We start from the raw sequence: 21,489 nt of genomic DNA on the forward strand, positions 1-21,489 counted from the left end.
GTGCGAGGCTGGCAGGGAGCCGACGAGGTCGCGGGGTGAGACGGGCAGCTCGAGCCGGTCGAGGACCCGGCGGGCGACCTCGTCCTGGGCCTTCCAGTCGATGCGTCCGGTGAATCGGCTGCGGACGAAGCCGCCGATGCCGATGTTCTCGCTGACGCTGAGGTGGTCGAGCAGGCCCATGTCCTGGTGGACGACCGACACTCCGGCCGCTCGGGCGGCCTGCCACTGGACGGGCAGCGCGAGCTGCTGCCCGTCCACGGCGAGGCTCATCCCGGCGTCGGGTGCGTGGTAGCCGGTGAGGATCTTGATCAGCGTGGACTTGCCGCAGCCGTTCTGGCCGACCAGGGCGTGGATCTCGCCCGGTCGCACGACGAGCGAGGCATCACGCAGCACCGTGGCGGCGCGGAACGTCTTGCCGACGCCGTGTGCTTCCAGGCGAGCCGGAGTCATGACTTCTCGACTCCCCACGCGGTCAGGAAGAACTGCTTGAACGAGTCGTCGCCGAACCAGTCGGGAGTGAAGTAGGCCTCGGTGGACAGATTGAGGTCCGCAACGTTGTCGGCGTTGAAGTCACGGGTGACCATGTCCTCGGGTGCGACAGGGACGACCTCGTCGCCGGCCATGAGCTGCATGAGACCGTTGGCGTACTTCCAGCCCTCGTAGATGACCGGGGTGCCGAGGTCGGAGACCTGCTGGCCGTCCTTGATGCGCTGCAAGCCGGCGAGGTCGGAGCTGGAGGAGACAACCTTGACCTTGTCGCCGAAGCCGGCGCTCTGCACGCCCTGGAGCGCCGGCGGGACGAAGCTGTCGACCGGGACGACCATCAGCTCGGTGTCGGGGTGCGAGACGAGCGCGGCGCTGACAGCCGACGGCAGCTTGTCGATGTTCGGGGTGGTGAACTCCGCGGTGGCGACCTTGCACGTGGGGCACAGCTCCTCGGCCTTCGCGATGCCCTTGTCGCTGGCGCTTCGCGTGGTCGTCGAGTCCATCAGCTTGAGCCACAGGATCTGCGCGTCCGGGCCACCGTTGGCGACCGCGGAGACGGACATCGCCTCGTAGAGCGCGTCGACGCGGCCGGTGTTGTCGTAGAAGGCGAGGGTGTCGTCGGACTCCCGGCCACCGCTCGGCTCGACGCCACCGACGAGGACCTTGACGCCCTTGTCGGCCAGCGCGTCGAACGCCGTGCCGGCCATCGCGTAGTCGACGAAGAGGGACACGACGGCGTCAGCGCCCTGGTCGCCGGCGGTCTTGAGGCAGTCGGCGACAGCCGTCGGGTTGAACTTCCCGTCGCAGATCTTCCCGGTGGCACCGACCTGCTCGAGAGCGTCCTGCAGACCCACGGCCACACCGTGGATGACGGGGATCTGGTCACCGAGCGCGACGATGTGCACCGTCTTGCCGGCCATGTCCACCGGCGCCGAGAGCTTCGGCTCCTCGGGGTACTCGGTCAGCGGTGCCGCCCATGCTGCGAGCTGCGTCTTGGCCTGCTCGACGCCAGCCTCACTGTCGGCGGCGCTGCCGGCGGGCGCATCGTCCTTGACGCTGTCTTGGGCGCACGCACTCAGCAGCGTGGCGAGCGCGAGGGCGGTCGCGGCGAGCGCCGCACCTCGCGTCTGGGGAGCGATTCGGGTCATCTGCGTGATCCTTCGTTCGTAGGTGTGGGCCACCCCGGGTGTGACCTGGGTCATGTCAGGTCGTGGCGTGGAACGTACGAAGGACCGGCAGCCAGACGTGAGCGCGTCGTTCCTGCAGGTGGAACGTTCCGTGGACCAGCACGCACACGTGCCGTCGTCGCGGTCACGGCCGAGAGGGTGGCCGCCATGACCACGAGCGCCACCACGAGCAGCACCGAGACGGACACGCTGCCGCTGCGCACCCTCGTCGTCCTCGGCGCACTCACCGCCGCGGCGCCGCTGGTCACCGACTTCTACCTGCCGTCCCTGCCGGATCTGGCGCGCTCGCTGGGGACCGACGAGGCGATCGCCCAGCTCACGATCTCCGTCTCGATCGTGGGGTTGGCCCTCGGCCAGCTCGTCGCTGGCCCGTGGAGCGACCGCGTCGGCCGCCTGCTGCCCCTGCGGGCCGGGGTGCTGATGCTCGCCGTGACGTCGCTGTTGTGTGCGCTGGCCGGGAACATCGAGACGCTGCTCGCGTTGCGGCTCGCGCAAGGGCTCGCCGGCGCGGCGACGCTGGTCGTGGCCCGGGCGGTCGTGCGCGACGTGTACGACGGCGCCCGGGCGGCGCGGATCTTCTCCGAGCTCATCTTGGTGATGGGACTGGCGCCGGTGGTGGGTCCGGTCATCGGCGGCCAGCTGCTGCGGGTCACCGACTGGCGGGGCATCTTCGTCGCGCTGGCCGTCCTCGCGGCGTTGCTGCTGGTCGCGACGCTCGCGCTTGTCGAGGAGACGTGGACGCCCCGGGCGATCGGGTCGAGCGGAGGCTTCAGGGTCGTGCTGGGCGACCGGACCTTCCGCCGGTTCATGGTGCTGTCGGGATGTCTTGGCGTGGTCTTGTTCAGCTACATCTCGATGAGCTCGTTCGTGCTGCGCGAGGAGTACGCGATCGGCCCGGTCGCGTTCTCATGGATTTTCGGCGCCAACGCGGTCGCGATGGTGGTCGGCGGACAGGTCACCGCGCGGCTGGTGCACCGTCACGGACCCGCCACCATGCTGCGCATCGGCCTGATGCTGATGGCCGTCTCCGCGTCGTGCCTCGCGCTGGCGCTGATGGCCGCGCCGTCGCTGCCGTGGGTGCTGGTGCCGCTGTGGCTCGTGCTGTGCGGGCTCGGCCTCAGCTTCGGCAACGCGACGGCGTTGGCCCTGTCGAAGCACGCCACCTCAGCGGGGTCGGCGTCCGCGCTCATCGGCACCAGCCAGTTCCTGTGCGGCGCGGCGGTGCCGCCACTGGTGTCGGTCGGCGGTGCCACCGGCACCGCGATGGGCGCCACGATGGCCGCTGCCGCCGTGGTTGCTCTCGTCGTCGGCGCGCGCCTCACTCGGACCGACCCGTCCTCCGGGTCCTACTAGGATCACTTCGATGCCCAGGCAACGGACGCGTACACAGCCCCAGGGGGACGCCTCACGGCTGGCGTTGCTCGAGGCCACGTTGCGCCTGGCCGGCGAGCGTGGATACGTCGGCACCACGATGGCGAAGGTCACGCGAGCCACCGGGCTTCCGGCCAGCTCTGTCTACTGGCACTTCGCGAACAAGGACGAGCTCATCGCCGACGCCGTCGCGCACGGCTTCGAGACGTGGCGTTCCACCATCGATCCGTGGACGTCCTTCGACCCTGACGTTCCGCGGGCCGAGCAGCTGTTCTCCCAGCTCCAGTCGGTCGTGCTGGCCCCCGACGACCGCCTGGGCTACTGGCGGATGGGACTGCTGCTCGCCCTGGAGACCGGACCGGCCGTCGGAAGCGCTCCGCGTGACCGGTTCCTGGGCATCCGCGCCATCGCCACCGACCAGCTCGGCGCGTGGTGGTCGCTCTCGGTCGGCGGCAGCGACCCGCGCGCCCGCACCATGGCGCGACTGACCCTCGCGGCCCTCGACGGACTCTTCGTCGCCCGCCTCTCCGACCCGGCCGAGGACGTGCAGGACGCACTGCACCTGCTCGCCACCGGCCTGGACGCGGTCGCCGACCAGCTGTCCGACGACGCTGACGTGTCCAGAACCGGCGACACAGCACAACGAGCAGGCGTGCAGCGTCCCACCCAGGACAGTCGACTCAAGCTGCTTCGCGCGGCCGGTGAGGTCGCCGCCGACAGCGGGTACGACGGAGCCAGTATCGCGAGGATCTGCGCGGCGGCCGGCCTGCCCGCAAGCTCGCTCTACTGGCACTTCGTCGACAAGGACGACCTGCTGGCCGAGGTCGTCGACCAGTCCTACGAGGAGTGGTACGCCGACCAGCCCGCCTGGGACCTCCCGGCGGACGGCACCGCATGGGACGACGAGCTGCGTGGACACCTGGCCCAGAGCATGGGCAGCCTCGCAACGCGACCGATCTTCCTCCGACTCGGCTACCACCTGCTGTTGCTGCGTCGCGACGATCCGCCCGCCGCGCGGGCCCGCTTCGTCGACGTACGAGCCCGGGCCAGGGGAGCCATCGCGGACTGGCTCACCGGCGCCATCCCGGATGCCGGCGCCATGCCAGGACCGGCCTCGATGCTGCTGATGGCCCTCTCCGACGGGCTCTTCTTCTCGAACCAGCTCGACACCCCGCCATCCGACGCCGCGCTCTTCAGCGACCTCGTGACACGGGTGTTGGCCGCCGGCGCGCGCGCCACCGTTTCATCCTGACCCGACTCGAGGACCGCGCACCTCCACGCGGCATCTCATGCGGACCCTCAGCGCAGCACCCTCACCACTTCTTCCCACCCCGGCCCACGCCCCCCGCCCGCGCCCGCGCCCGCGCGCCAACCTTCCTCGGCCCGCCTCGTGTTGCCGGTTCTTTCAGCAGGCCCGTCCTCGCACTCGCGGTCCAGACCGATCCGCGTCAGCCTCTTCCCATCCTCTGTAGTGATCGTTACAGTAACGATCACTACAGGAAGTGGTGGCCGTCACACCGGCGGGCATCCGAAGGAGTGGGACATGAGCGTCATCGAGATGCAGCCGGCCATCGACGACCAGCGTCTGGACGAGCGAGTTGAGGAACGTGAGGACGACGAGCGGGACGTGGTTCCCTCTGTCACCAAGGCGCTCCAGCTGCTCGACACGTTCCGCACGCACGGGCCGACGCTCGGTGTCAGTCAGATCTCTCGGCTGGCTGGGGTGCCGAAGTCCACGTCCTTCCGACTGCTGGCGTACCTGGAGCAGAGCGGGTTCGTCGAGCGTGATGGTCGCGGGTACTGCCTCGGACGGCGTCTGTTCGAGCTCGGAAACAGCGTGGCGCTCTGCCGGCCCGACGGCCTGCGTGAGACCGCCAGTCCGCATCTCACCGACCTGTTCCTGGCCACCGCCGGCAAGGCCGCCGTGCACTTGGCGGTGCTCGAGGACACCGATGTGGTCTACCTGGAGAAGATCGCCGGTCCGCGCACCATGAGCGTCCCGACCCGGGTCGGCGCCCGGATGAGCGCCTCGTCCTCGGGCCTGGGCAAGGCCGTGCTCGCCTACAGCGGCCGCGAGGCGATCGCAGCCGTCCTGGACGCGGGACTTCAGCGCCACACCCGCTACTCGGTCGCCGACCCGGCCCGGTTCCTCCAGCAGCTGCGCCGCGCCCACGAGGACGGCGTGGCCTTCGACCGCGAGGAGGTGACCCTCGGCCTGGTGTGCACCGCTGCACCCATCCTCGTGGAGGGACGACCCGTGGGTGCCGTCTCGATGTCCGGTCACGCCATCGGGTTCAGCCCCGAAGCAGTCGCCCCGCTCGTGCAGCGGACTGCCGCCGCCATCGCACGCGACCTCGCCGCCTGACGCTCCGCCTCCCCGCAACGCACGAGGCCCCCGACCCGCTCTGGGTCGGGGGCCTCGGCACGCCATGGCGAACGCGCCCGGTGAGGCGGTCAGCTCTCGGAGATGAACGAGCGCACGAGGCGGTTGAACTCTTCCGCGTGCTCGAGCTGGGCCCAGTGCCCGCACCGGTTGAGCAGCACCAGGCGTGAGTCGGCGATCATCGAGACCAGCCGCAGCGAGTGCTCGTAATGCACCACGCGGTCGTCGCGGCCGTGGATGAGCAGCGCCTTGGTGGTGATGCCGGAGACCTGCTGCGGGGTGGCGACCGTCGGCACCGGGCCCTTGTTGGCGAAGCTCTCCAAGAAGTTGGCGAGGTGGTCGGGCCGGGCGGCGGCGTTGTCGGCGCGCTGCTGGGCCAGCTCGTCGGTGGCGTGCTCGGCGGAGAACGACATGATCTCCACGAGCCGCTTCATCACCTCAGGGGTGGGGTTGCGGTAGCCCTCCTGGAGGATCTTGAGGCCCTCGGTCGGCCCGTCGCCGGCGCCGAAGAGGGTCGGGACCGAGAAGAAGCTGCCGGGTCCCATCGTGATGAGGTGCGAGATGCGGTCGGGATAGCGCGCGGCGAAGGTGATGGCCGTCATCCCGCCCATCGAGTTGCCGACGAGCGCTGCGGTCTCGATGCCGAGGGCGTCCATGAGCTCCAGCACGGCGACCGGGTGGTCGTACTTGTCGGAGGTGGCGGCGTCCGACTGTCCCCACCCGGGTGCGTCGAGGGCGATGACCCGGAAGTGCTCGGACAGGGCAGCGATGTTGGGCGAGAAGTTGCTCCAACCGGTGGCGCCCGGGCCGCTGCCGTGCAGCAAGATCACCGGGTGGCCTTCCCCGGCCTCGTTGTACTTGAGCTTCCAGCTCGCCGTCTCGACGAAGCGGGTCGTGCCCTCGTCGGTCAGTGGTGCCGTCATGGGGACTCCTTGTCCAGGTTGTTCGCTGTTGTGGCGGTACGTCTGAGGATTCAACGCCCGTGCTGGCCGAACTCGGGCTGGTCGCGTGCCGTACAGCGGACCGCGAGCGGCGACCGAAGCCGGCGGGCGGTGGCACGGTTCGGCGCATGTCGTCCCACCACGCCGCGAGCACCAGACCCGTCACCGGGTCCGTCATCGGGTCCCTCACTGGGGTCGGCCCGATGCCGAGCCATCACGAGCGTCGGAGGTCGCTTCGAGCCGCGCTCGCCGCGGACGCACCGCTGGTGCTCCCCGGAGTCACCGACGCGCTCGGGGCTCGCCTCGTCGAGACGGCGGGCTTCGCTGCCATGTACGCCACCGGCGCCGGACTGGCCAACGCCCAGTACGGCGTACCGGACCTCGGCCTCATCTCGCTCGGTGAGGTCGCCGACCACGTGGGCCGGCTGACCGAGGCCACCCGGCTGCCCGTCATCGTGGACGCGGACACCGGCTACGGCGGACCGCTGATGGCGATGCGCACCATCCGGCTCATCGAGCGCGCCGGCGCAGCCGCCATCCAGCTCGAGGACCAGGAGATGCCCAAGCGGTGCGGTCACTTCGACGACCACGCCCTCATCCCGACCGCCCACATGCAGACCAAGCTCGCCGCGGCCGCCGAGGCGCGCACCGACGACGCGCTGGTCATCATCGCCCGCACCGACGCACGCAGCGTCCACGACATCGACGAGGCCATCGCCCGCGCCAAGGCCTACGTCGAGGCCGGTGCCGACCTGATCTTCGTGGAGGCTCCGCGCACCGTGGACGAGCTCGCCCTCGTCGGGCGGGAGCTGGCCGGCGTGCCGCTGCTGGTCAACGTCGTCGAGGGCGGCAAGACCCCGCAGCTCGAGCTCCAGGAGTACGCCGACCTCGGCTTCGGAGTCGTGCTGTTCGCCAACTACCTGATGCGCTCGATGACGCTGGCCGGCCGGGAGGCGCTGGAGCACCTGGCAGCGCACGGCGAGACCGGCACCCGTGCCGAGAAGATCGCGAGCTGGGTCGAGCGCCAGGCTCTGGTGAACCTCAGCGAGTTCACCGCCGCCGAGGCTGCCCTCGACCAGCCGTGGAGCGGTCGATGATCCCCGGGCTCCCCTACGACACCGACCTGCCGGACCGGGTCGGTGTCCTCGTTCTGGGTTCCGGGCTCGCCGGATGCGCCGCCTTGCTGGCCGCGGCCGAGGCCGGCCAGTTCGCCGTGATGCTGGAGAAGACCTCCGAGATCGGCGGGTCGACGGTCAAGTCGGCCGGCCTGTCCGCGTTCGCCGGGACCGCCGAGCAGCAGAAGCAGGGAATCGCCGACTCCGTGGAGCTGCTGCGCAAGGACCTCCTCGAGGTCGGGAAGCACCGCAACGACGAACGCCTCGTCGACCTGTACTGCGAGCACCAGCTCGACACCTACCAGTGGCTCACACAGCACGGCGTCACCTACGGCGACGTGCACGCCGCCTCCGGGCAGTCCGCGCCCCGCTCCCACCCGACCGACACCACCGCCATGCTCGTCCACCTGCTCAAGGCCGCCGGTCGGCTCGGTGCGCGGCTGGTCATGGACACCTCCGCCGAGCGACTGGTGCGCGAGGGCGGGCGCGTCGTGGGCGTCGACGTCCGCACCGCCGACGGCAGCCGTCGCGTGCTCGCCGACGCAGTCGTGGTCGCGACCGGCGGGTTCGCCCAGAGCCCCGAGCTCCTCGCCCGCTTCGCCCCGCAGATGGAGCACGCCCTGCGCGCCGGTGGCGCCGGCTGTGAGGGCGACGGCCTGCTGATGGCCTGGCAGCTCGGTGCGGGCGTCGTCGACACGCCCTACATCAAGGCGACCTACGGCCACTTCCACGAGATGCACCCCGATGAGGACGGCACCGGCATCCTCGCCGTCTACAAGGGCGCCATCGCCGTCAACCGGCAGGGCCGGCGTTTCGTCGACGAGTCGCTCAACTACAAGGCGATCGGCGACCGGGCGCTCGCCCAGCCGGGTGTGACGACCTTCCAGGTCTTCGACAGCCGGGTGCTCGCATCCTCGAGCGACGAGGTGCCGATCTACGACTTCGCCGGCCGCGCCAGCTCTGGCCTGCTGGTGCGCGCCGACACCGTCGCGGAGCTCGAGACCCAGCTCGGCCTGCCGCCGGACTCCTTGGTGGCGACCGTCGAGGACTACAACCGAGCGATCCGCGACGGCTCGCCCGACCCGCTCGGCCGCCAGCACCTGTCCGGCTCCGTCGGCGCGCCGTTCCCGCTCGAGCAGCCCCCCTTCTTCGCCCACCCGTCGGGCAGCGTCGTGCTCGCCACGTACTGCGGGCTCACCGTCGACACCAGCCTGCGGGTCCTCGACATGTACGGCGAGCCGATCGAACGGCTCTACGCCGCCGGCGAAGTGATCGGCGGCTTCCACGGTGCCGGTTACATGACCGGCACCTCGATCGGGAAGGCCGGCATCTTCGGCCGGCTCGCCGGCACTCACGCCGCAGCCGAGGAGAGTGAGCTCGAGTGGTGAGCCCGTTCGACCTGACCGGCCACGTGGCGCTCGTCGTCGGCGCCGCCCCCGGCGGCCTCGGCGAGCGGGCTGCGCAGGCGCTGGCCGAGCACGGCGCCACCGTGGTCCGCGCCGACCTCAACTCCGATCTTCATGGCGACCTTCAGGGCGACCTTCAGGGCGACCTTCAGGGCGACGTCCTGCTGCACGTCGACGTCACCGACGAGGCCTCGGTGCACGCCCTGGTGGCCCACGTCCTGGACCTGCACGGGCACATCGACGTCCTGGTCAACGCGGCAGGCGTGATGCTACGCAAGGCCTACGACCAGACCAGCCTCGCCGAGTTCGAGCACGTCGTCCGGGTGAACCTGACCGGCAGCTGGCTGCTGGCCCGCGAGGTCGCCCCGGCCATGTCCGACACCGGCCGCATCGTCAACCTCAGCACCGTCTACGCCGAACGCGTCGGCCCGGTCCCGGAGTCGGCCTACTACGCCTCGAAGGCCGGCGTCGCCAACGTCACCCGCGCCCTCGCCGCCGAGCTGGGGCCGCGTGGCATCACCGTCAACTGCCTGGCCCCGGGCGTCTTCTACCCCACCAAGATGACCGCCGCCCTCGGTGCAGACCCTGAGCGCCTGCAGTGGTTCTCCGAACGCACCATGCTCGGCCGGCTCGGCGACCCCGATGCCGACTTCGCCGGCCCCCTTCTCCTCCTGGCCTCCACCGCCTCGTCGTACGTGACCGGACAGGTCCTCTACGTCGACGGCGGCTGGTCCGCCTGGTAATCGCACGCGACCTGCTACCCGACCCGACCCGCACCCCAGATCGAAAGCGAACCCCGATGACGAACCCCACGACGAGCTCCACGACCAGCCCCCGTCCCACCCGAGCTCTTCTCCTGTTGGACTACCAGGTCGCCCTGTGCGAGGAAGGGCCGCACCTGCGGATGCCCCCGCTCGCCGCGCAGGTCGCCGAGCGCGGCGTGCTCGCTACAGCCGAGAAGGTCCTCGCAGCGGCCCGCACCGCCGGCTGGCTTGTCGTGCACGTGCGGCTCGCGTTCGACCCCACCTACACGCTGCGGACCAACCGGCTCGCCCGCTTCGACGCCTACCCCGACCAGCAGGCCATGCTCGCTGACTCCCCCGAGGCCCAGGTCGTCGCCCAGCTCGCACCCGCCGCAGGCGAGCCGGTCATCGACAAGGGCTGCGTCGACCCATTCGTCGGCACCCCGCTGCGCCACGTGCTCGCCGCCGAGGGCATTACCGAGGTCGTGCTCGGCGGCGTCGCGACCAACCTCGTCGTCGAGTCCGCGGCGCGGCACGCCAGCGACGCCGGCCTTCAGGTCACGGTCGTGGAGGACATGTGCGCGTCGTTCCGCGCCGACTTCCACGACTTCTCCGTGACCAACATGCTGCCGCTGTTCGGCACCGTCACCACCGCAGCCGACCTCCTCGGGGGCCTGTCGTGATCGGGACAAGCGACCACCAGAGCAGCGAGTACGACGTCATCGTCGTCGGCGGCGGGGTCGCCGGCTTGGCCGCGGCCTGCGCCGCCGCGGAGGGCGGTGCCCGGGTCGCCCTCCTCGAGCGGTCCACCGAGGCCGAGACGGGCGGCAACACTCGCTACACCGAAGCGTTCTTGCGGATGAAGTCGCTCGAGGAGACCGCCGAGGGGCTCGAGGACACGCTCGTCGATGACTTCATGGGCCACCCGGACCCCGCCCTGATGGCCGACGCCGCGCACGACCCGTCCCGCCGCTCCGCGCTGTACCGCGCCCACCACACCGTCGACCCCGACTACGTCGCCCGGTTCGCCGAGGCGGCCCCGGACGCGTTGGCGTGGATGGGCGGGCACGGGGTGCGCTACGACTTCCTGCCCACCCCGTTCCTCACCACTTCCACCACCCGCATGGCGCCGGTCGGCGGTGGCCTGGCGATCGTGGAGACGATGGGCAAGGCCGCTCGCGGCCTCGGGGTGGAGTTCCACTTCGAGACCACAGCCCGCTCGCTGGTCATCGACCACGACGACGCCGTGCACGGCGGCGGTAGCGGTGGAGTCGACGGGGTGGTCGCCGACACCCCCGCCGGTCGCCGCGTCTTCCGTGGCCGGGTCGTGCTCGCCTCCGGCGGCTATCAGGGCAACGCCGAGATGATGGCGCGGTACCACGGTGACCGCGCACTCGTGGCGCGCCCGGTGGCGCGCGGTGGCAACTACAACAAGGGCGAGGGCATCGAGATGGCCTTGGCGGTGGGCGCCGCCACGGCCGGCAACTTCTCGCTCTTCCACGCCGAGCCGATCGACCCGCGCTCCGGCGAGCCGGAGGCGGCGATCTTCTGCTTCCCCTACGGCGTTCTCATCAACGCCGAGGGCAAGCGGTTCGTCGACGAGGCCCGCGGACCCATCGACGCGTGGTACGAGCGCACCACCCGCGACATCGCCGCACAGACCGGCGGCATCGCGTGGGTCGTGCTGGACCAGAAGGCCCTGGCGGTCCCCAACATCCGCTCCGGCATCCGCACCGACATCGCACCCGTCACCGCGGACACGGTCGAGGGACTGGCGGCCCGCATCGGCGTCCCCGCCCCCGAGCTCGTGGCGACCCTTGCGGCATACGACGCCGCATGTGGCGACGGCGACTTCGACCCGCTGTCCCCCGACGGTCTCGCCACCACTGGCGTGACGCCGCCGAAGTCGAACTGGGCCCGCCCCGTCGGCCAGGGTCCCTTCGAGGCCTACCCGATCATGGCCGCGAACGTGTTCACCTTCGGTGGGCTCAAGACCACCGAGCACGCGGAGGTCGTCGACAACGACGGGCGCGTGGTCCGTGGGCTGTGGGCAGCCGGGGAGATGACCGGCCTCTACTACTCCAACTACACCGGGTCCACGTCGGTACTCCGCGGAGCGACGTTCGGCCGCATCGCCGGAATCCTGGCGGCCGCCGGATGAGGATCTGGCACCAGAGCTTCACGGTCCTCGACGACGTCCCGCACTACCGCGACGCTCTCGCCCGGCACCTCGCGAGCCAGGTCGCGGACGGCACGACGGTCGACCTGCACGGCATGGCCGAAGGCACCTACCCGAGCGACTACCCGGGCACCCACATCGGCTACGCCTACCTTTCCGGTCTGCATCGCGAGCAGTTCGTTCAGGCGGCACTACGCGCCCAGGACGAGGGCTACGACGCGTTCCTCATCGCCACCATCCCCGACACGGGGTTCGAGGAGGTCCGCACCCTCATCGACATCCCGGTCGTGACCCTGGGACACACCTCGGTCCTGATGGCCGCACAGCTCGGCGACTGCATCGGCATCGTGAACTTCATCGAGGCCTTGGTGCCGCAGCTGCGCCGCAACCTGCGCAACTACCGGCTCGAGGGGCTGGTCGGGCCGATCGTGCAGGTCGCAGCCGCCTTCACCGACGTGATGGCCGCCTACGCCGACCCGCAACCGCTCCTGACCGCGTTCACCGCCGCTGCACGTCAGGCCGTCACCCAGGGCGCCACCGTGATTGTCCCGGGTGAGGGGCCCCTGAACGTGTTCCTCGCCGACCAGGGCCTCGTCGAGGTCGACGGGGTGCCGGTGCTCGACTCGCTCGGTACCTGCGCGAAGGTCGCCGAGCTGCGAGCGGCGCAGCACCACTCGAGCGGCATCCGCCCCACCCGGGTCGGGTTCTACGGCGCCCAGCCGCCGCGTGACCTGCTCGACACCGCCCGCTCCTTTTACGGCGTACCGGCCGCGCTCACATGATGGCGACCAGCGAGGGCGAGGACGTCGATGTCGCAATCGCCGGTGGAGGCGCGGCCGGCCTGATGACCGCCCTGCGCGCCTCACAGAACGACCAACTTGTCGTCGCCGTCTTCGAGAAGTCCACCCGCGAGGGCTGCAACGCTGCCATCTCCAGCGGGTCGCTGGCCGCTGGCGGGACCCGCTTCCAACAGGCAGCCGGCATCATCGACTCCCCGCAGCAGCACGCCGACGACATCCTGGCCGCCAGCCGCGACGAGCCTTATCGACCGGTCGTGGAAGCCCTCTGTGAGGCGGCACCCGAGCTGGTCGAATGGCTGGCTGAGACCGGCTACCCCATCGAGATCGGGGTCGACATGCCGCGGGCCGGGATGTCGGTCCCCCGCCTGCACACCGACAGCGGACGCCTCGGTGGCGCCCGGCTCGTGCGGCACCTGCACAACCTCCTCGCCGCACGCCCCAACGTCGCGTTCGTCGACGAGGCACCGACCGTCGGACTGGTGACCACCCCCGGCGGAGTCGGGGGGCTGGTCGTCGAGCAGAACGGCTCCCGAGGGGCCGTCCGCGCCCGTCACACCGTGCTGGCCACCGACGGCTTCGCCGCCAGCCCGGCCATGATGGCCAAGCACCTCCCCCACCTCGGCGACCCGTTCCACGGCGGCACGTCGACCAACACCGGCGACGCACACGCATGGCTGCACGCACTCGGTGCCCAGTTCCGCAACATGGGTGCCGCGCTGCGCTCCGGGCTCGTCGTCGTCGGCCACGGCACCCGCGTCTCCCCCGCGCTGCAGTTCAACGGCGCCATCCTCATCTCCACCGACGGACGACGTTTCGTCGACGAAGAGGCGCACGGCTACTCCTCGATGGCCGGCATCCTGCAGCAGCAGCCAGGAGAACGGGCTGCGATGGTCTGGGACACGACCGCGATGGCGGCCACCGTCGAGTCGGAGATGATGCGCGACTGTCTCGCGAGCGGCGCCATCGCCTCCGTCCCTTCGGTGACCCACCTCGCCGAACGGCTCTCGATCGACGTCGACATCCTCCGAGACGCGCTGTCTCCGCTGCCGGGCCGCCGCCCGCTCGAAGCACCGTTCCACCTCGCCTGGGTCACGCACGGCGTTCTCACCACCCAGGGTGGCGTCGTCATCGACCCCGGCGGGCACGTCCTGGACCAGTGCGGCGTACCCATCCCCGGGCTGTACGCCGCCGGCGGCACCGCGTGCGGTCTCGCGGGCCCCAGCTCCGACGGCTACAGCTCCGGCAACGGCCTGCTGTCGGCGTTCGGGATGGGCTGGATCATCGGCAACGGACTCGCCGCTGCCGACCACCTGAGCACGCCCCCAGGGCGTGCGGATGAAAGGAACGACGATGTGCGGCATTCCTGACACACCCTTCACCCGACGAGCACTGCTGCGGACCTCCGGTGCGGCTGCAGCGGTTGCAGGAGCGACCGCCACCGCCGGCCTGGCCACACCGGCGCACGCCGCCCACCCGGCCAAGCCGCTCGACCGGCGCACCCGACTCGTCCTCCTCGGCACCTCGGGCGGCCCCATCTGGTGGACCGACTCGAACAGGCGCGGCATCTCCTCCGCCGTGGTCGTCGGCGACGCCGTCTACATGGTCGACTGCGGCGACGGTGCCCCGGAAGCCTGGCGCCCGGCCGGCCTGCTCGGGCCCGGCCAGGGCCAGAACGACATGACCAAGCTGCGGGCCCTGTTCCTCACCCACCTGCACTCCGACCACATCTCGGACTACCCCACCCTGCTGCTCCAAGGCTTCGTCGGCGGCGGCCTGGCCACCGCGGACCGACCCCTGCACGTGTACGGGCCCGGCCGGCGCGAAGGACTGCCCCACGTGTTCCCCCCGGGCCGACCGACGCCCGCCCCGGTCAACCCCGAGAACCCCGGCGCCGGCACAGTCGACATGACCAACTCACTCATCGCCGCGTTCGCGACCGACATCAACGACCGCATCTTCGACAGCGCCTCACCCGACATCCGGTCCCGCGTCGTGCCCCACGACATCGCCGTCCCTGCCGGCGCCTCCACCCCGAACATCCCGCCCGTACGTGTCTCGCCCTTCCACGTCTACGAGGACGACCGGGTCAAGGTCACCGCAACCCTCGTCGACCACGGCCAGATGTATCCCGCCTTCGGGTTCAGGTTCGACACCGACGACGGGTCGATCGTCTTCTCCGGAGACACCACCCTGTCGGACAACCTCATCGAGCTCGCCCGCGACTGCGACTACCTCGTCCACGAGGTCATCGACCAGCCGTGGGTCGAGCAGAGCGTCGCCGGCCTCCCCGTCCCGCCGGAGGTCAAGCAAGCCTTCTTGAACCACCTCCTGGGAGCCCACACCACCGTCGAACAGGTCGGCGCTGTCGCACAGGCAGCAGGCGCCAAGACGCTGGTCCTCAACCACTTCGTGCCCGGCGAACTGCCCAGGAGCCGGTGGAGGCGCGCGGCACGCACCTACGACGGACGACTCGTCATCGGCGAGGACCTCATGCAACTCGGTGTCGGAAAGGCACGCGCATGACCAACCACCGCCCGCGCACGCTCGCCGCGGCCCTCGCCGCGTTCACGATCGTCATCGCCGCCGCTCCCGCAACCCTCGCCGCACCCGCCGAGTCCTACCGACTGTCGTTCATCCCGGCACCGCCCTCACCCGAAGACATCATCGCCGTACCCGGGACCAGGAAGGTCGTCGTGAGCGCCCTCGCCGCGGACCCGCTCGCCGAGGGCAGCGTCGGCCACCTCTACGCCATGGATGCCACGACCCGGAAGGCCACCGAGATCTGGCCCGACGCCGCATGGCGCACAGCCTGGGACAAGGACACCTACCCCGACTGCCCCGGCCCGCCCGACCCCACCAAGGCGTCACCGCACGGCATCAACATCGCAACCGACGCCGCCGGCCGGTCCACGCTGTACGTCGTCAACCACGGCGGACGCGAAGCGATCGAGGTGTTCCGCATCCGCGGCGGCAAGAACGAGACCCTGCGCCTCACCTGGAAGGGATGCGCCGAGATGCCGGCCGGGACCTTCCCCAACGGCGTCGCCCCACTTCCCGACCGAGACGGGTTCGTGGTGTCCAACTTCCTCGACCCGACCAGCGCCAACCCCTTCGCGGGCATGTTCACCGGAGCCAAGACCGGAGACGTCCGCGAATGGACGCCGCGACGCGGCTGGCGAACCGTCCCGCGCTCGGCCCTCGGCGGCGCGAACGGCATCGAGGTGACCCCCGACGGCAGGGCCGTCATCGTGGCTGCTTGGGGTGAGCGGAAGCTCTACCGCATCCCGCTGCGCCGCGACATCCGATCGCAGACCAGGACGTGGGTGCAAGTACCGATGAAGCCGGACAACCTCCGCTGGACCGCCGACGGGCGGCTGCTCCTGACCGGCCAGGACATCACCGAGCAGCAGTTCCTCGCATGCGAAACTGGGAACCTCACCGGGTGCCCCACCGGCGTGCGCGTACTGCGCGTCAACCCGAACACGATGCGAGTCCGCACCATCCTCCACTCGGACACGAAGCGGTTCAGGGTCCCCACCGTCGCCGCACCGGTCGGCGACGACGTCTGGGTCGGCACCGTCAAAGGCAACACGATCGCGCGGCTGCGCTCGCGCTGACGTGCCACCCGGGTCGTCTGGCTCTTTCCTGTGCGGCGGAGCCAGACGCGCTCTGGCGACTCGCGAGCACCCGCAAGGCGTCGACGGTGCCCTCGATGGACCGGCGGAGGCGCTGCTGTTCGCGATCGCGCCGTAGAAATCGGGTCGTGATCGCGCGCACCGGAGCACGCCGAACGTGTACGCACGCGTCCCACGCGCCGCGTCGCCGGCCACCCCCTACGCCGCTCACCAAGTACCTCGCACCCCATGCACTGTCGGTCGGAGTTGCGGCGGACGAAAATCGGTGAGGCCTGGCTGGTGGTCCTCATTTACCGCACCGACAGCGCCCGAGACGCCGGAGTTGTCCGATCAGCGCTCGGTTGGCGTGCTTTTCCTGAGTGTCGACAACCGACGACGGCTAGCGCCGAGACACACCGGAGGAGAACTCGCCATGAAGGACGACACCGACACTTCACTGCAACCGACGCTTTGGGGGGAGGCGCCCGAGCACCAGGCGACCGGCGCGCGCCCACGGGGTGCCGCACGGCAGCCTCGTCAGCACCGTGCGGCCACTGAAGCTAGCGAGTTGTGGACGATCGACGAAGTCGCCCACTACCTCGGCGTCCCGAAGCAGACCGTCTACTGCTGGCGCACGAGCGGCTACGGGCCGGCCGGTTTCCGCGTCGGTAAGCACCTGCGCTGGCGGGCGTCCACGGTGATCGCGTGGACCCTCGAGCTCGAGCGCCAGCGGTGACCGACCAGAACGACGCCAACGAGCTGACCGAGCGCCCGCGGTCGTGTCCGCGATGCGGCGAGGCCATCGTCGACGTGTTTCCGAGGTTGCCGGGACGGCCGCGGCGATGGTGCTCGTCGAAGTGCCGCCGATCAGCATCCGAGGAGCGGCGAGCCGCGGCGGCGGGGGCGATCGCCACGCGATATGTCCAGGCCGACGTCACCCTCGACGACCACGTGCGCGCGGTGCTGGCGTCGCCGTCCGCGTGCCGCCGCGTCCTGCGCGATCTGCGCGAGAGGTCTGAGGCGGGGAAGCTGGGCGACGCGCGGTGGAGCTCAGTGGCCGAGGAACTTCAGCGCACCCGTCCGCAACCCCGTCCGGCCGTTCGATGGGGTTCGCGGTGAAGGGCACCCGACACGAGCAAGCGCCACCATCGATTGACCGACCCGGCAGCTGCGGAATCGTCGCCTGCCGGTTCGCGCTTTCGGTGCGTCGCTGACCCCGCTCGAAAGCGACATCGTGCTCTGGCGAGTACTGGAGTCCTCCGCCGGACAAGATAGAACCGCCCACGGTCTCGGGTCCGTGAGCGGTTCTGGCCTCAGAGTACGCGGCCGCTATCCCCAGTGCTGGTACAGCACATGCACGCGCTTGCAACGGATCGGTAGCGCATGCGACGCGAGCCCGTCGTGACCGATGGTCTAGCCCTCATTCACCCCGAACGGTGAAGTTCGAAGCCGACGCCGCTTCGCGGCCCGTCGCCGCGCGTACGGTCACCACGCGATCACTCGTGGGGGCGTTGAGGTTGTAGGCCCCGCCGGGCCCGGGGGGCCTGGCGGGGCTGACCACCGCCCGGGCGCAGGGGCGACCGCAGAACGTGCCGACGCGGCAACAGCGGCGCGACCTCAAACGGGGGGATTGGTCGCGCCGCTGCCTCCTGCTGGAGCGACCGCGGCGCCATCCGCATCTCTGCGGGAGGTAGAGACAGGCGGCAACGCGGCCACTCACTCCCTCCAGCGTCACGGCGCGGGGAAGTGTTACGGATCCGCGTTCCGCGGCCGCAGTGACGCTGATCCTTGGACAGAGATTGCCCCCGCCAAGGGGCGGTTCATCCTTTGGTCTGCGACATCCGAGGTCGCGCATCACCGCTCCAGCAGTGGGAACCGATTCCGCAGGTCACTGCAGCAGCCCGGGCTGCCGCCGTGACCAGGCCCGGGGAGTCATGAAGCGGCCCCCCGGGCCGACCCCGTTCACGACACGTCAGGGACCCGGCGAGTCTCCGCAATCTCGGCGGCCACGACGGCGACCTTCCTGTTGGTGCTCGACGAGATCCGCCGCAGGTAGTCGAACGCCTGGCCCGCGGTCACGTCGTAGCGCTCCATCAACACACCCTGCGCCTGACCGATGATGTTCCGGTTGTGCAGCGCCAATCCAAGCTGATCGATCTCCCGCTCGGCCGCCATGAGCACCGACAAGTGGCCGGCCAGTGCCTGGGCGACGGCGACATCGTCAGCCTCGAATCGACCGCTCTCGCAGTACAGGCTCAGCGCGCCGAACGAGTGCTCGTCGGTGTACACCAGCAGCGACATCATCGAATCGACACCGAGCTCGGCGTGCACGGCCGGAGCCCACGCCGGCCACCGCGGCTCGACGGCCAGCGACGGACTCACGAGCGTGTTCTGGTCGCGACGCACGTCCAGACACGGTCCCTGCCCCAGCTCGGTCTGTCGTTTGTTGGCCCGGCAGACCAGGTCGTCGCTGCTCGCACAGGTGACCAGGCGGCCGCCCTCGTTGATCGTGATCCCCGCATGGTCGCAACGGGCGACGAGTGCCAACGCCGCATCAACGGCAACCTTGAAGCGGGCGTCCTCATCAGGAGCCGCAGCCAGGGCCTGAGCCAGCTGGGTGAACTCACCGAGTAGCAACTGGGCGTCGTGCATACCCGCCTCCCCTGTGTGACCTCAGCCGCCTCCCGGCTGCATCGGGATTTTAGGCGCCTGAGCACACGGCGTTCTACACCCCGCAGGCGTATCTCCTCAGGCCTCAGAACAGCTCTGGACAGCCAGACCGGGCGTCGGTCACGATGGCCGTTTCCCGCTACATCACGGATGCGCGCGCCGGCGAGGTCAGCATCGCAACGGCCGCGCAGGCCCGGTCGGGACGGACACCCCCGCCGCCCGGCCGGGTCCCCCCGAGGGCGCGACCAGGTTCAGGCAAAGGGGGTCACACTGGGCCGTGCCGGTGCGGCTGGTGCACCGGAGTGCGAAGACCTACACCGAGCCATTTGGAAGCCGCGACCTGGCCGCCGCCATCGGCCCGAAGGCACAGTTCGTCCTAGTCAAGGACGGACAGCACGAACTCCACAGCGACACGGCGACGCAGTCCTCGGTCAACTCTTGCACTTCCTCAGCCGCGTCGGGCACGACTAGTAGGAGCACCATCCGCATGTCGGCAGATCCGGACCTCCCGACAGGCGGCGCGATGACGCGTGCGACCGTGCGTGGGATCAGCGCGCGATCGGAGATGCATACGTGCCCTCGCCCGCCCGAGCCGAGAGGATGGGTGCCGAGTCGCTAGGCGCAGTCTGCACAGAGGTCGACAGCCGGCAAGGATCGTCGAGATTCGTGCTGAACGAGGAAACACGACGTGCAGGTGAACTCGTCCGTCTGCTTTGGCACGACCTCGATGGACAGCGTCTCGTGCGAGAGATCAGCGCCAGGAAGTTCGTATGACTCGGCAAGCTCGGTTTCGTCCTCGTCTACCTTCCCTGAGGTTTTGTCCTTGTCACCTGATGCGAGGCGGCGGGCCTCAAGGCTCTCTTCCTTCTGCTCTTCTTCGGTCTTGCGGGATGCGTCGTAGTCGGTAGCCATTTGCAGGTCCTCTCAGGGCGAAGCGCGAATCCTAGTTTCGACTGCGGAGGCGGCCGCAATGGGAGGGGCTAGGAGCAAGGGGTCGCCGATGCGTGACTGCCGGCAGCTACCCGACAGGCGGCGGAATGGGTCACCTTTGCGACTGCGCCGAGAGCGGCAGATCCGGATGTCCAACCGCGGGTTACAAAGTCCACTGCACGGTCGTCCGGTTAGCAGAGGGTGAGCCGAGCCAGGTTGAGGTCCGCGGTGAGCCTTTCGCGCAGTTGCGGACGGAGCCCGTCAGCCGGTTGTCGATCGTCGCGCTACGAGCGCAGGCTGGAACAGGGCCTGCCGGTGGGCGTGACTAGGGTCGCTGGCTTCTTCGACCAAGAGTCGGGCGGCTGTCCGACCTAGTTCGGCTCGGGGCTGGCTTACTGAGCTCAGTGGTACGGCCGCGGCGCCGGCGAAGTCGATGTCGTCGTATCCGACGATTGCCAGGTCTTCAGGAACGCGGGTTCCGGACGCAATGGCGTGCTGCAGGAGTCCGAGGGCTACGAGGTCGTTTGCGCAGAACGCCGCACTGGGTCGACGGCGCTTCGGGATGCCGGCGAGCCGCTCGCCAGCGCGCCGGCCGTCCTCGACGCTGAGTCCTGTGGTCGCAAGCACGACGAGGTCTGGGTGGGCCATGCCTGCGGCGTGCCATGCCTGCCGGGCGCCTTGCAGACGTTCTTGTACCTGGCCCAGCGTGTCCGGACCCCCGATGAACGCAATGCGCTCGTGGCCGAGGTCGAGGAGATGCCGCACGGCCAGCTGTCCGCCCAGGACCTCGTCGACGGACACGGTGCAGAACTGGCCGCCGGCTCGGGTCCGGTCAACAAGCACGACAGGGGTGACGGCGGCTGCTTGCTCGAGGAAGGAAGACGCGGGGTCCACCGGGGTGATGAGGATGCCCGCCACCCGTTGTTCGCGGAGGTGGGCCAGGTGTGCGGCCTCACGGTCGGCTCGGTTGCTGCTGTTGCACAGGAACAACGAGAGATGCTTCTGCTCGGCGGCGTCCTCGATGCCTCTGGCGACATCGGTGAAGAACGGGTTCGTTGCGTCCAACATGACGTAGCCCAGCGTGCGACTGCGTCCGGCGCGAAGCTGCCGCGCGGTCTCGTTGCGGACGAATCCCAGTTGTGCCATGGCGTCGTGCACTCGCGTCACATTCGCGGCGGACACCTGATGGGGACGGTTCAGCACGTTGGAGACCGTCCCCACGGAGACGCCTGCGAGCGCAGCGACGTCAGTCATGCGCGCAGCGCGGGGCAAGTCGAGCGAGCCGGTCATCAGTCCTCTCAAACGTAGGCAGGCGGTTGCAGGACGCGCGCCCGCCGAGCGACGACGGTAGCGGCAGACCAGTGAGAGTGGAATGGCTCTCGCCGGTGCACTACGACGTCGGCACAACGGTGATAACCGACATACAAACGGTGAATGCCCACTTGTGCCTGTGGTGTTGCGGTCGTCACAACGCTCGGACCAAACTTGTGAAACACACCACATGAATCGTTTCACATCGGACGCCTGAAATTGCGACCCAATCTCAGGACGCCAAGTCGAAGTGAACGTGATGCGAGGAGTCGCGGGGGACGGTGGCACTCCCCGGCGGCGCTTCACCACAGCTCTGCAGCTGGCCCACCACCCGGTCCGTCTGGCTCGGTGGC

At 69.9% G+C, this 21,489-nt stretch carries 20 protein-coding genes; 14 read left to right on the top strand and 6 right to left on the bottom strand.

All coding sequences use genetic code 11. The features are described 5' to 3' along the window. Both ACXJKB_RS17220 and ACXJKB_RS17225 read right to left on the bottom strand, forming a co-directional pair. Positions 1–450 (bottom strand): ATP-binding cassette domain-containing protein (locus ACXJKB_RS17220; protein ID WP_457190493.1); only part of this gene is annotated, 450 nt, incomplete at its 3' end. Then, positions 447–1,634 carry a sugar ABC transporter substrate-binding protein gene (locus ACXJKB_RS17225; RefSeq protein WP_457190495.1) on the bottom strand — a complete coding sequence of 396 codons (1,188 nt, stop codon included), beginning with the start codon at positions 1,632–1,634 and terminating at the stop codon, positions 447–449. The genes ACXJKB_RS17225 and ACXJKB_RS17220, both read right to left, overlap by 4 nt. A 186-nt stretch (positions 1,635–1,820) precedes the next feature. Here ACXJKB_RS17225 and ACXJKB_RS17230 point away from each other — a divergent pair, with 186 nt between their 5' ends. The 3 genes from ACXJKB_RS17230 (at position 1,821) to ACXJKB_RS17240 (ending at position 5,409) form a co-directional block, all read left to right on the top strand. Beyond that, positions 1,821–3,026 carry a multidrug effflux MFS transporter gene (locus tag ACXJKB_RS17230; RefSeq protein ID WP_457190497.1) on the top strand — a complete coding sequence of 402 codons (1,206 nt, stop codon included), beginning with the start codon at positions 1,821–1,823 and terminating at the stop codon, positions 3,024–3,026. 10 nt (positions 3,027–3,036) lie between these two features. After that, positions 3,037–4,296 (top strand): TetR/AcrR family transcriptional regulator, encoded by a 1,260-nt coding sequence (locus ACXJKB_RS17235; protein WP_457190499.1) that lies wholly within the window; start codon positions 3,037–3,039, stop codon positions 4,294–4,296. 291 nt (positions 4,297–4,587) lie between these two features. Then, positions 4,588–5,409: an IclR family transcriptional regulator gene (locus ACXJKB_RS17240; protein WP_457190501.1), complete on the top strand. Its 822-nt coding sequence runs from the start codon at positions 4,588–4,590 to the stop codon at positions 5,407–5,409. Between the two features lie 89 nt (positions 5,410–5,498). Here ACXJKB_RS17240 and ACXJKB_RS17245 read toward each other — a convergent pair whose 3' ends face one another. Then, the gene (locus ACXJKB_RS17245; RefSeq protein WP_457190503.1) at positions 5,499–6,350 is read right to left on the bottom strand and encodes an alpha/beta fold hydrolase; all 852 of its coding nucleotides are present in this window, start codon (positions 6,348–6,350) and stop codon (positions 5,499–5,501) included. 221 nt (positions 6,351–6,571) lie between these two features. On the opposite strand from ACXJKB_RS17245, the gene ACXJKB_RS17250 reads away from it, so the two are divergent. The 11 genes from ACXJKB_RS17250 to ACXJKB_RS17300 all read left to right on the top strand — a co-directional run bounded on the left by ACXJKB_RS17250 (position 6,572) and on the right by ACXJKB_RS17300 (position 17,344). After that, complete coding sequence (locus tag ACXJKB_RS17250) at positions 6,572–7,465, top strand: isocitrate lyase/PEP mutase family protein (protein ID WP_457190505.1); 894 nt, start codon at positions 6,572–6,574, stop codon at positions 7,463–7,465. Then, on the top strand, positions 7,462–8,871 hold the full coding sequence (locus ACXJKB_RS17255) for an FAD-dependent oxidoreductase (RefSeq protein ID WP_457190506.1): 1,410 nt from the start codon (positions 7,462–7,464) through the stop codon (positions 8,869–8,871). Before ACXJKB_RS17250 ends, ACXJKB_RS17255 begins: the two co-directional genes overlap by 4 nt. Then, complete coding sequence (locus ACXJKB_RS17260) at positions 8,868–9,632, top strand: SDR family NAD(P)-dependent oxidoreductase (RefSeq protein ID WP_457190508.1); 765 nt, start codon at positions 8,868–8,870, stop codon at positions 9,630–9,632. Before ACXJKB_RS17255 ends, ACXJKB_RS17260 begins: the two co-directional genes overlap by 4 nt. A gap of 56 nt (positions 9,633–9,688) precedes the next feature. Then, positions 9,689–10,315: a cysteine hydrolase family protein gene (locus tag ACXJKB_RS17265; protein WP_457190510.1), complete on the top strand. Its 627-nt coding sequence runs from the start codon at positions 9,689–9,691 to the stop codon at positions 10,313–10,315. After that, positions 10,312–11,793 carry an FAD-dependent oxidoreductase gene (locus ACXJKB_RS17270; protein ID WP_457190512.1) on the top strand — a complete coding sequence of 494 codons (1,482 nt, stop codon included), beginning with the start codon at positions 10,312–10,314 and terminating at the stop codon, positions 11,791–11,793. The genes ACXJKB_RS17265 and ACXJKB_RS17270 overlap by 4 nt, the downstream gene beginning before the upstream one ends. Then, on the top strand, positions 11,790–12,593 hold the full coding sequence (locus ACXJKB_RS17275) for an aspartate/glutamate racemase family protein (protein ID WP_457190514.1): 804 nt from the start codon (positions 11,790–11,792) through the stop codon (positions 12,591–12,593). Before ACXJKB_RS17270 ends, ACXJKB_RS17275 begins: the two co-directional genes overlap by 4 nt. Next, positions 12,593–13,978: an FAD-dependent oxidoreductase gene (locus tag ACXJKB_RS17280; RefSeq protein WP_457190516.1), complete on the top strand. Its 1,386-nt coding sequence runs from the start codon at positions 12,593–12,595 to the stop codon at positions 13,976–13,978. Before ACXJKB_RS17275 ends, ACXJKB_RS17280 begins: the two co-directional genes overlap by 1 nt. After that, positions 13,962–15,134, top strand: coding sequence for an MBL fold metallo-hydrolase (locus ACXJKB_RS17285; protein ID WP_457190518.1), 1,173 nt, complete (start codon positions 13,962–13,964; stop codon positions 15,132–15,134). The genes ACXJKB_RS17280 and ACXJKB_RS17285 overlap by 17 nt, the downstream gene beginning before the upstream one ends. Next, on the top strand, positions 15,131–16,228 hold the full coding sequence (locus tag ACXJKB_RS17290; RefSeq protein ID WP_457190520.1) for a hypothetical protein: 1,098 nt from the start codon (positions 15,131–15,133) through the stop codon (positions 16,226–16,228). The genes ACXJKB_RS17285 and ACXJKB_RS17290 overlap by 4 nt, the downstream gene beginning before the upstream one ends. A 430-nt stretch (positions 16,229–16,658) precedes the next feature. Further along, positions 16,659–16,961: a helix-turn-helix transcriptional regulator gene (locus tag ACXJKB_RS17295; protein ID WP_457190522.1), complete on the top strand. Its 303-nt coding sequence runs from the start codon at positions 16,659–16,661 to the stop codon at positions 16,959–16,961. Then, positions 16,958–17,344, top strand: a complete 387-nt coding sequence (locus ACXJKB_RS17300) for a hypothetical protein (RefSeq protein ID WP_457190524.1) — start codon at positions 16,958–16,960, stop codon at positions 17,342–17,344. Before ACXJKB_RS17295 ends, ACXJKB_RS17300 begins: the two co-directional genes overlap by 4 nt. Before the next feature lie 843 nt (positions 17,345–18,187). Here the strand turns inward: ACXJKB_RS17300 and ACXJKB_RS17305 are convergent. From ACXJKB_RS17305 to ACXJKB_RS17315, 3 genes are all read right to left on the bottom strand, one after another. Further along, complete coding sequence (locus tag ACXJKB_RS17305) at positions 18,188–18,877, bottom strand: GAF and ANTAR domain-containing protein (protein ID WP_457190526.1); 690 nt, start codon at positions 18,875–18,877, stop codon at positions 18,188–18,190. Between the two features lie 633 nt (positions 18,878–19,510). After that, positions 19,511–19,807, bottom strand: coding sequence for a DUF4193 family protein (locus ACXJKB_RS17310; RefSeq protein WP_457190528.1), 297 nt, complete (start codon positions 19,805–19,807; stop codon positions 19,511–19,513). A gap of 279 nt (positions 19,808–20,086) precedes the next feature. Next, complete coding sequence (locus ACXJKB_RS17315) at positions 20,087–21,115, bottom strand: LacI family DNA-binding transcriptional regulator (RefSeq protein WP_457190530.1); 1,029 nt, start codon at positions 21,113–21,115, stop codon at positions 20,087–20,089. Between the last annotated feature and the right edge of the window lie 374 nt (positions 21,116–21,489).

Source organism: Nocardioides sp. P5_E3 (genome assembly GCF_054049275.1).

Coding starts and splice junctions, on each gene's coding strand:
- ACXJKB_RS17265 (WP_457190510.1), top strand. CDS start 9,689: ATGACGAACCCCACGACGAGCTCCACGACCAGCCCCCGTCCCACCCGA.
- ACXJKB_RS17285 (WP_457190518.1), top strand. CDS start 13,962: ATGTGCGGCATTCCTGACACACCCTTCACCCGACGAGCACTGCTGCGG.
- ACXJKB_RS17305 (WP_457190526.1), bottom strand. CDS start 18,877: ATGCACGACGCCCAGTTGCTACTCGGTGAGTTCACCCAGCTGGCTCAG.
- ACXJKB_RS17310 (WP_457190528.1), bottom strand. CDS start 19,807: ATGGCTACCGACTACGACGCATCCCGCAAGACCGAAGAAGAGCAGAAG.
- ACXJKB_RS17235 (WP_457190499.1), top strand. CDS start 3,037: ATGCCCAGGCAACGGACGCGTACACAGCCCCAGGGGGACGCCTCACGG.
- ACXJKB_RS17230 (WP_457190497.1), top strand. CDS start 1,821: ATGACCACGAGCGCCACCACGAGCAGCACCGAGACGGACACGCTGCCG.
- ACXJKB_RS17255 (WP_457190506.1), top strand. CDS start 7,462: ATGATCCCCGGGCTCCCCTACGACACCGACCTGCCGGACCGGGTCGGT.
- ACXJKB_RS17250 (WP_457190505.1), top strand. CDS start 6,572: ATGCCGAGCCATCACGAGCGTCGGAGGTCGCTTCGAGCCGCGCTCGCC.
- ACXJKB_RS17275 (WP_457190514.1), top strand. CDS start 11,790: ATGAGGATCTGGCACCAGAGCTTCACGGTCCTCGACGACGTCCCGCAC.
- ACXJKB_RS17225 (WP_457190495.1), bottom strand. CDS start 1,634: ATGACCCGAATCGCTCCCCAGACGCGAGGTGCGGCGCTCGCCGCGACC.
- ACXJKB_RS17295 (WP_457190522.1), top strand. CDS start 16,659: ATGAAGGACGACACCGACACTTCACTGCAACCGACGCTTTGGGGGGAG.
- ACXJKB_RS17290 (WP_457190520.1), top strand. CDS start 15,131: ATGACCAACCACCGCCCGCGCACGCTCGCCGCGGCCCTCGCCGCGTTC.
- ACXJKB_RS17245 (WP_457190503.1), bottom strand. CDS start 6,350: ATGACGGCACCACTGACCGACGAGGGCACGACCCGCTTCGTCGAGACG.
- ACXJKB_RS17240 (WP_457190501.1), top strand. CDS start 4,588: ATGAGCGTCATCGAGATGCAGCCGGCCATCGACGACCAGCGTCTGGAC.
- ACXJKB_RS17280 (WP_457190516.1), top strand. CDS start 12,593: ATGGCGACCAGCGAGGGCGAGGACGTCGATGTCGCAATCGCCGGTGGA.
- ACXJKB_RS17315 (WP_457190530.1), bottom strand. CDS start 21,115: ATGACCGGCTCGCTCGACTTGCCCCGCGCTGCGCGCATGACTGACGTC.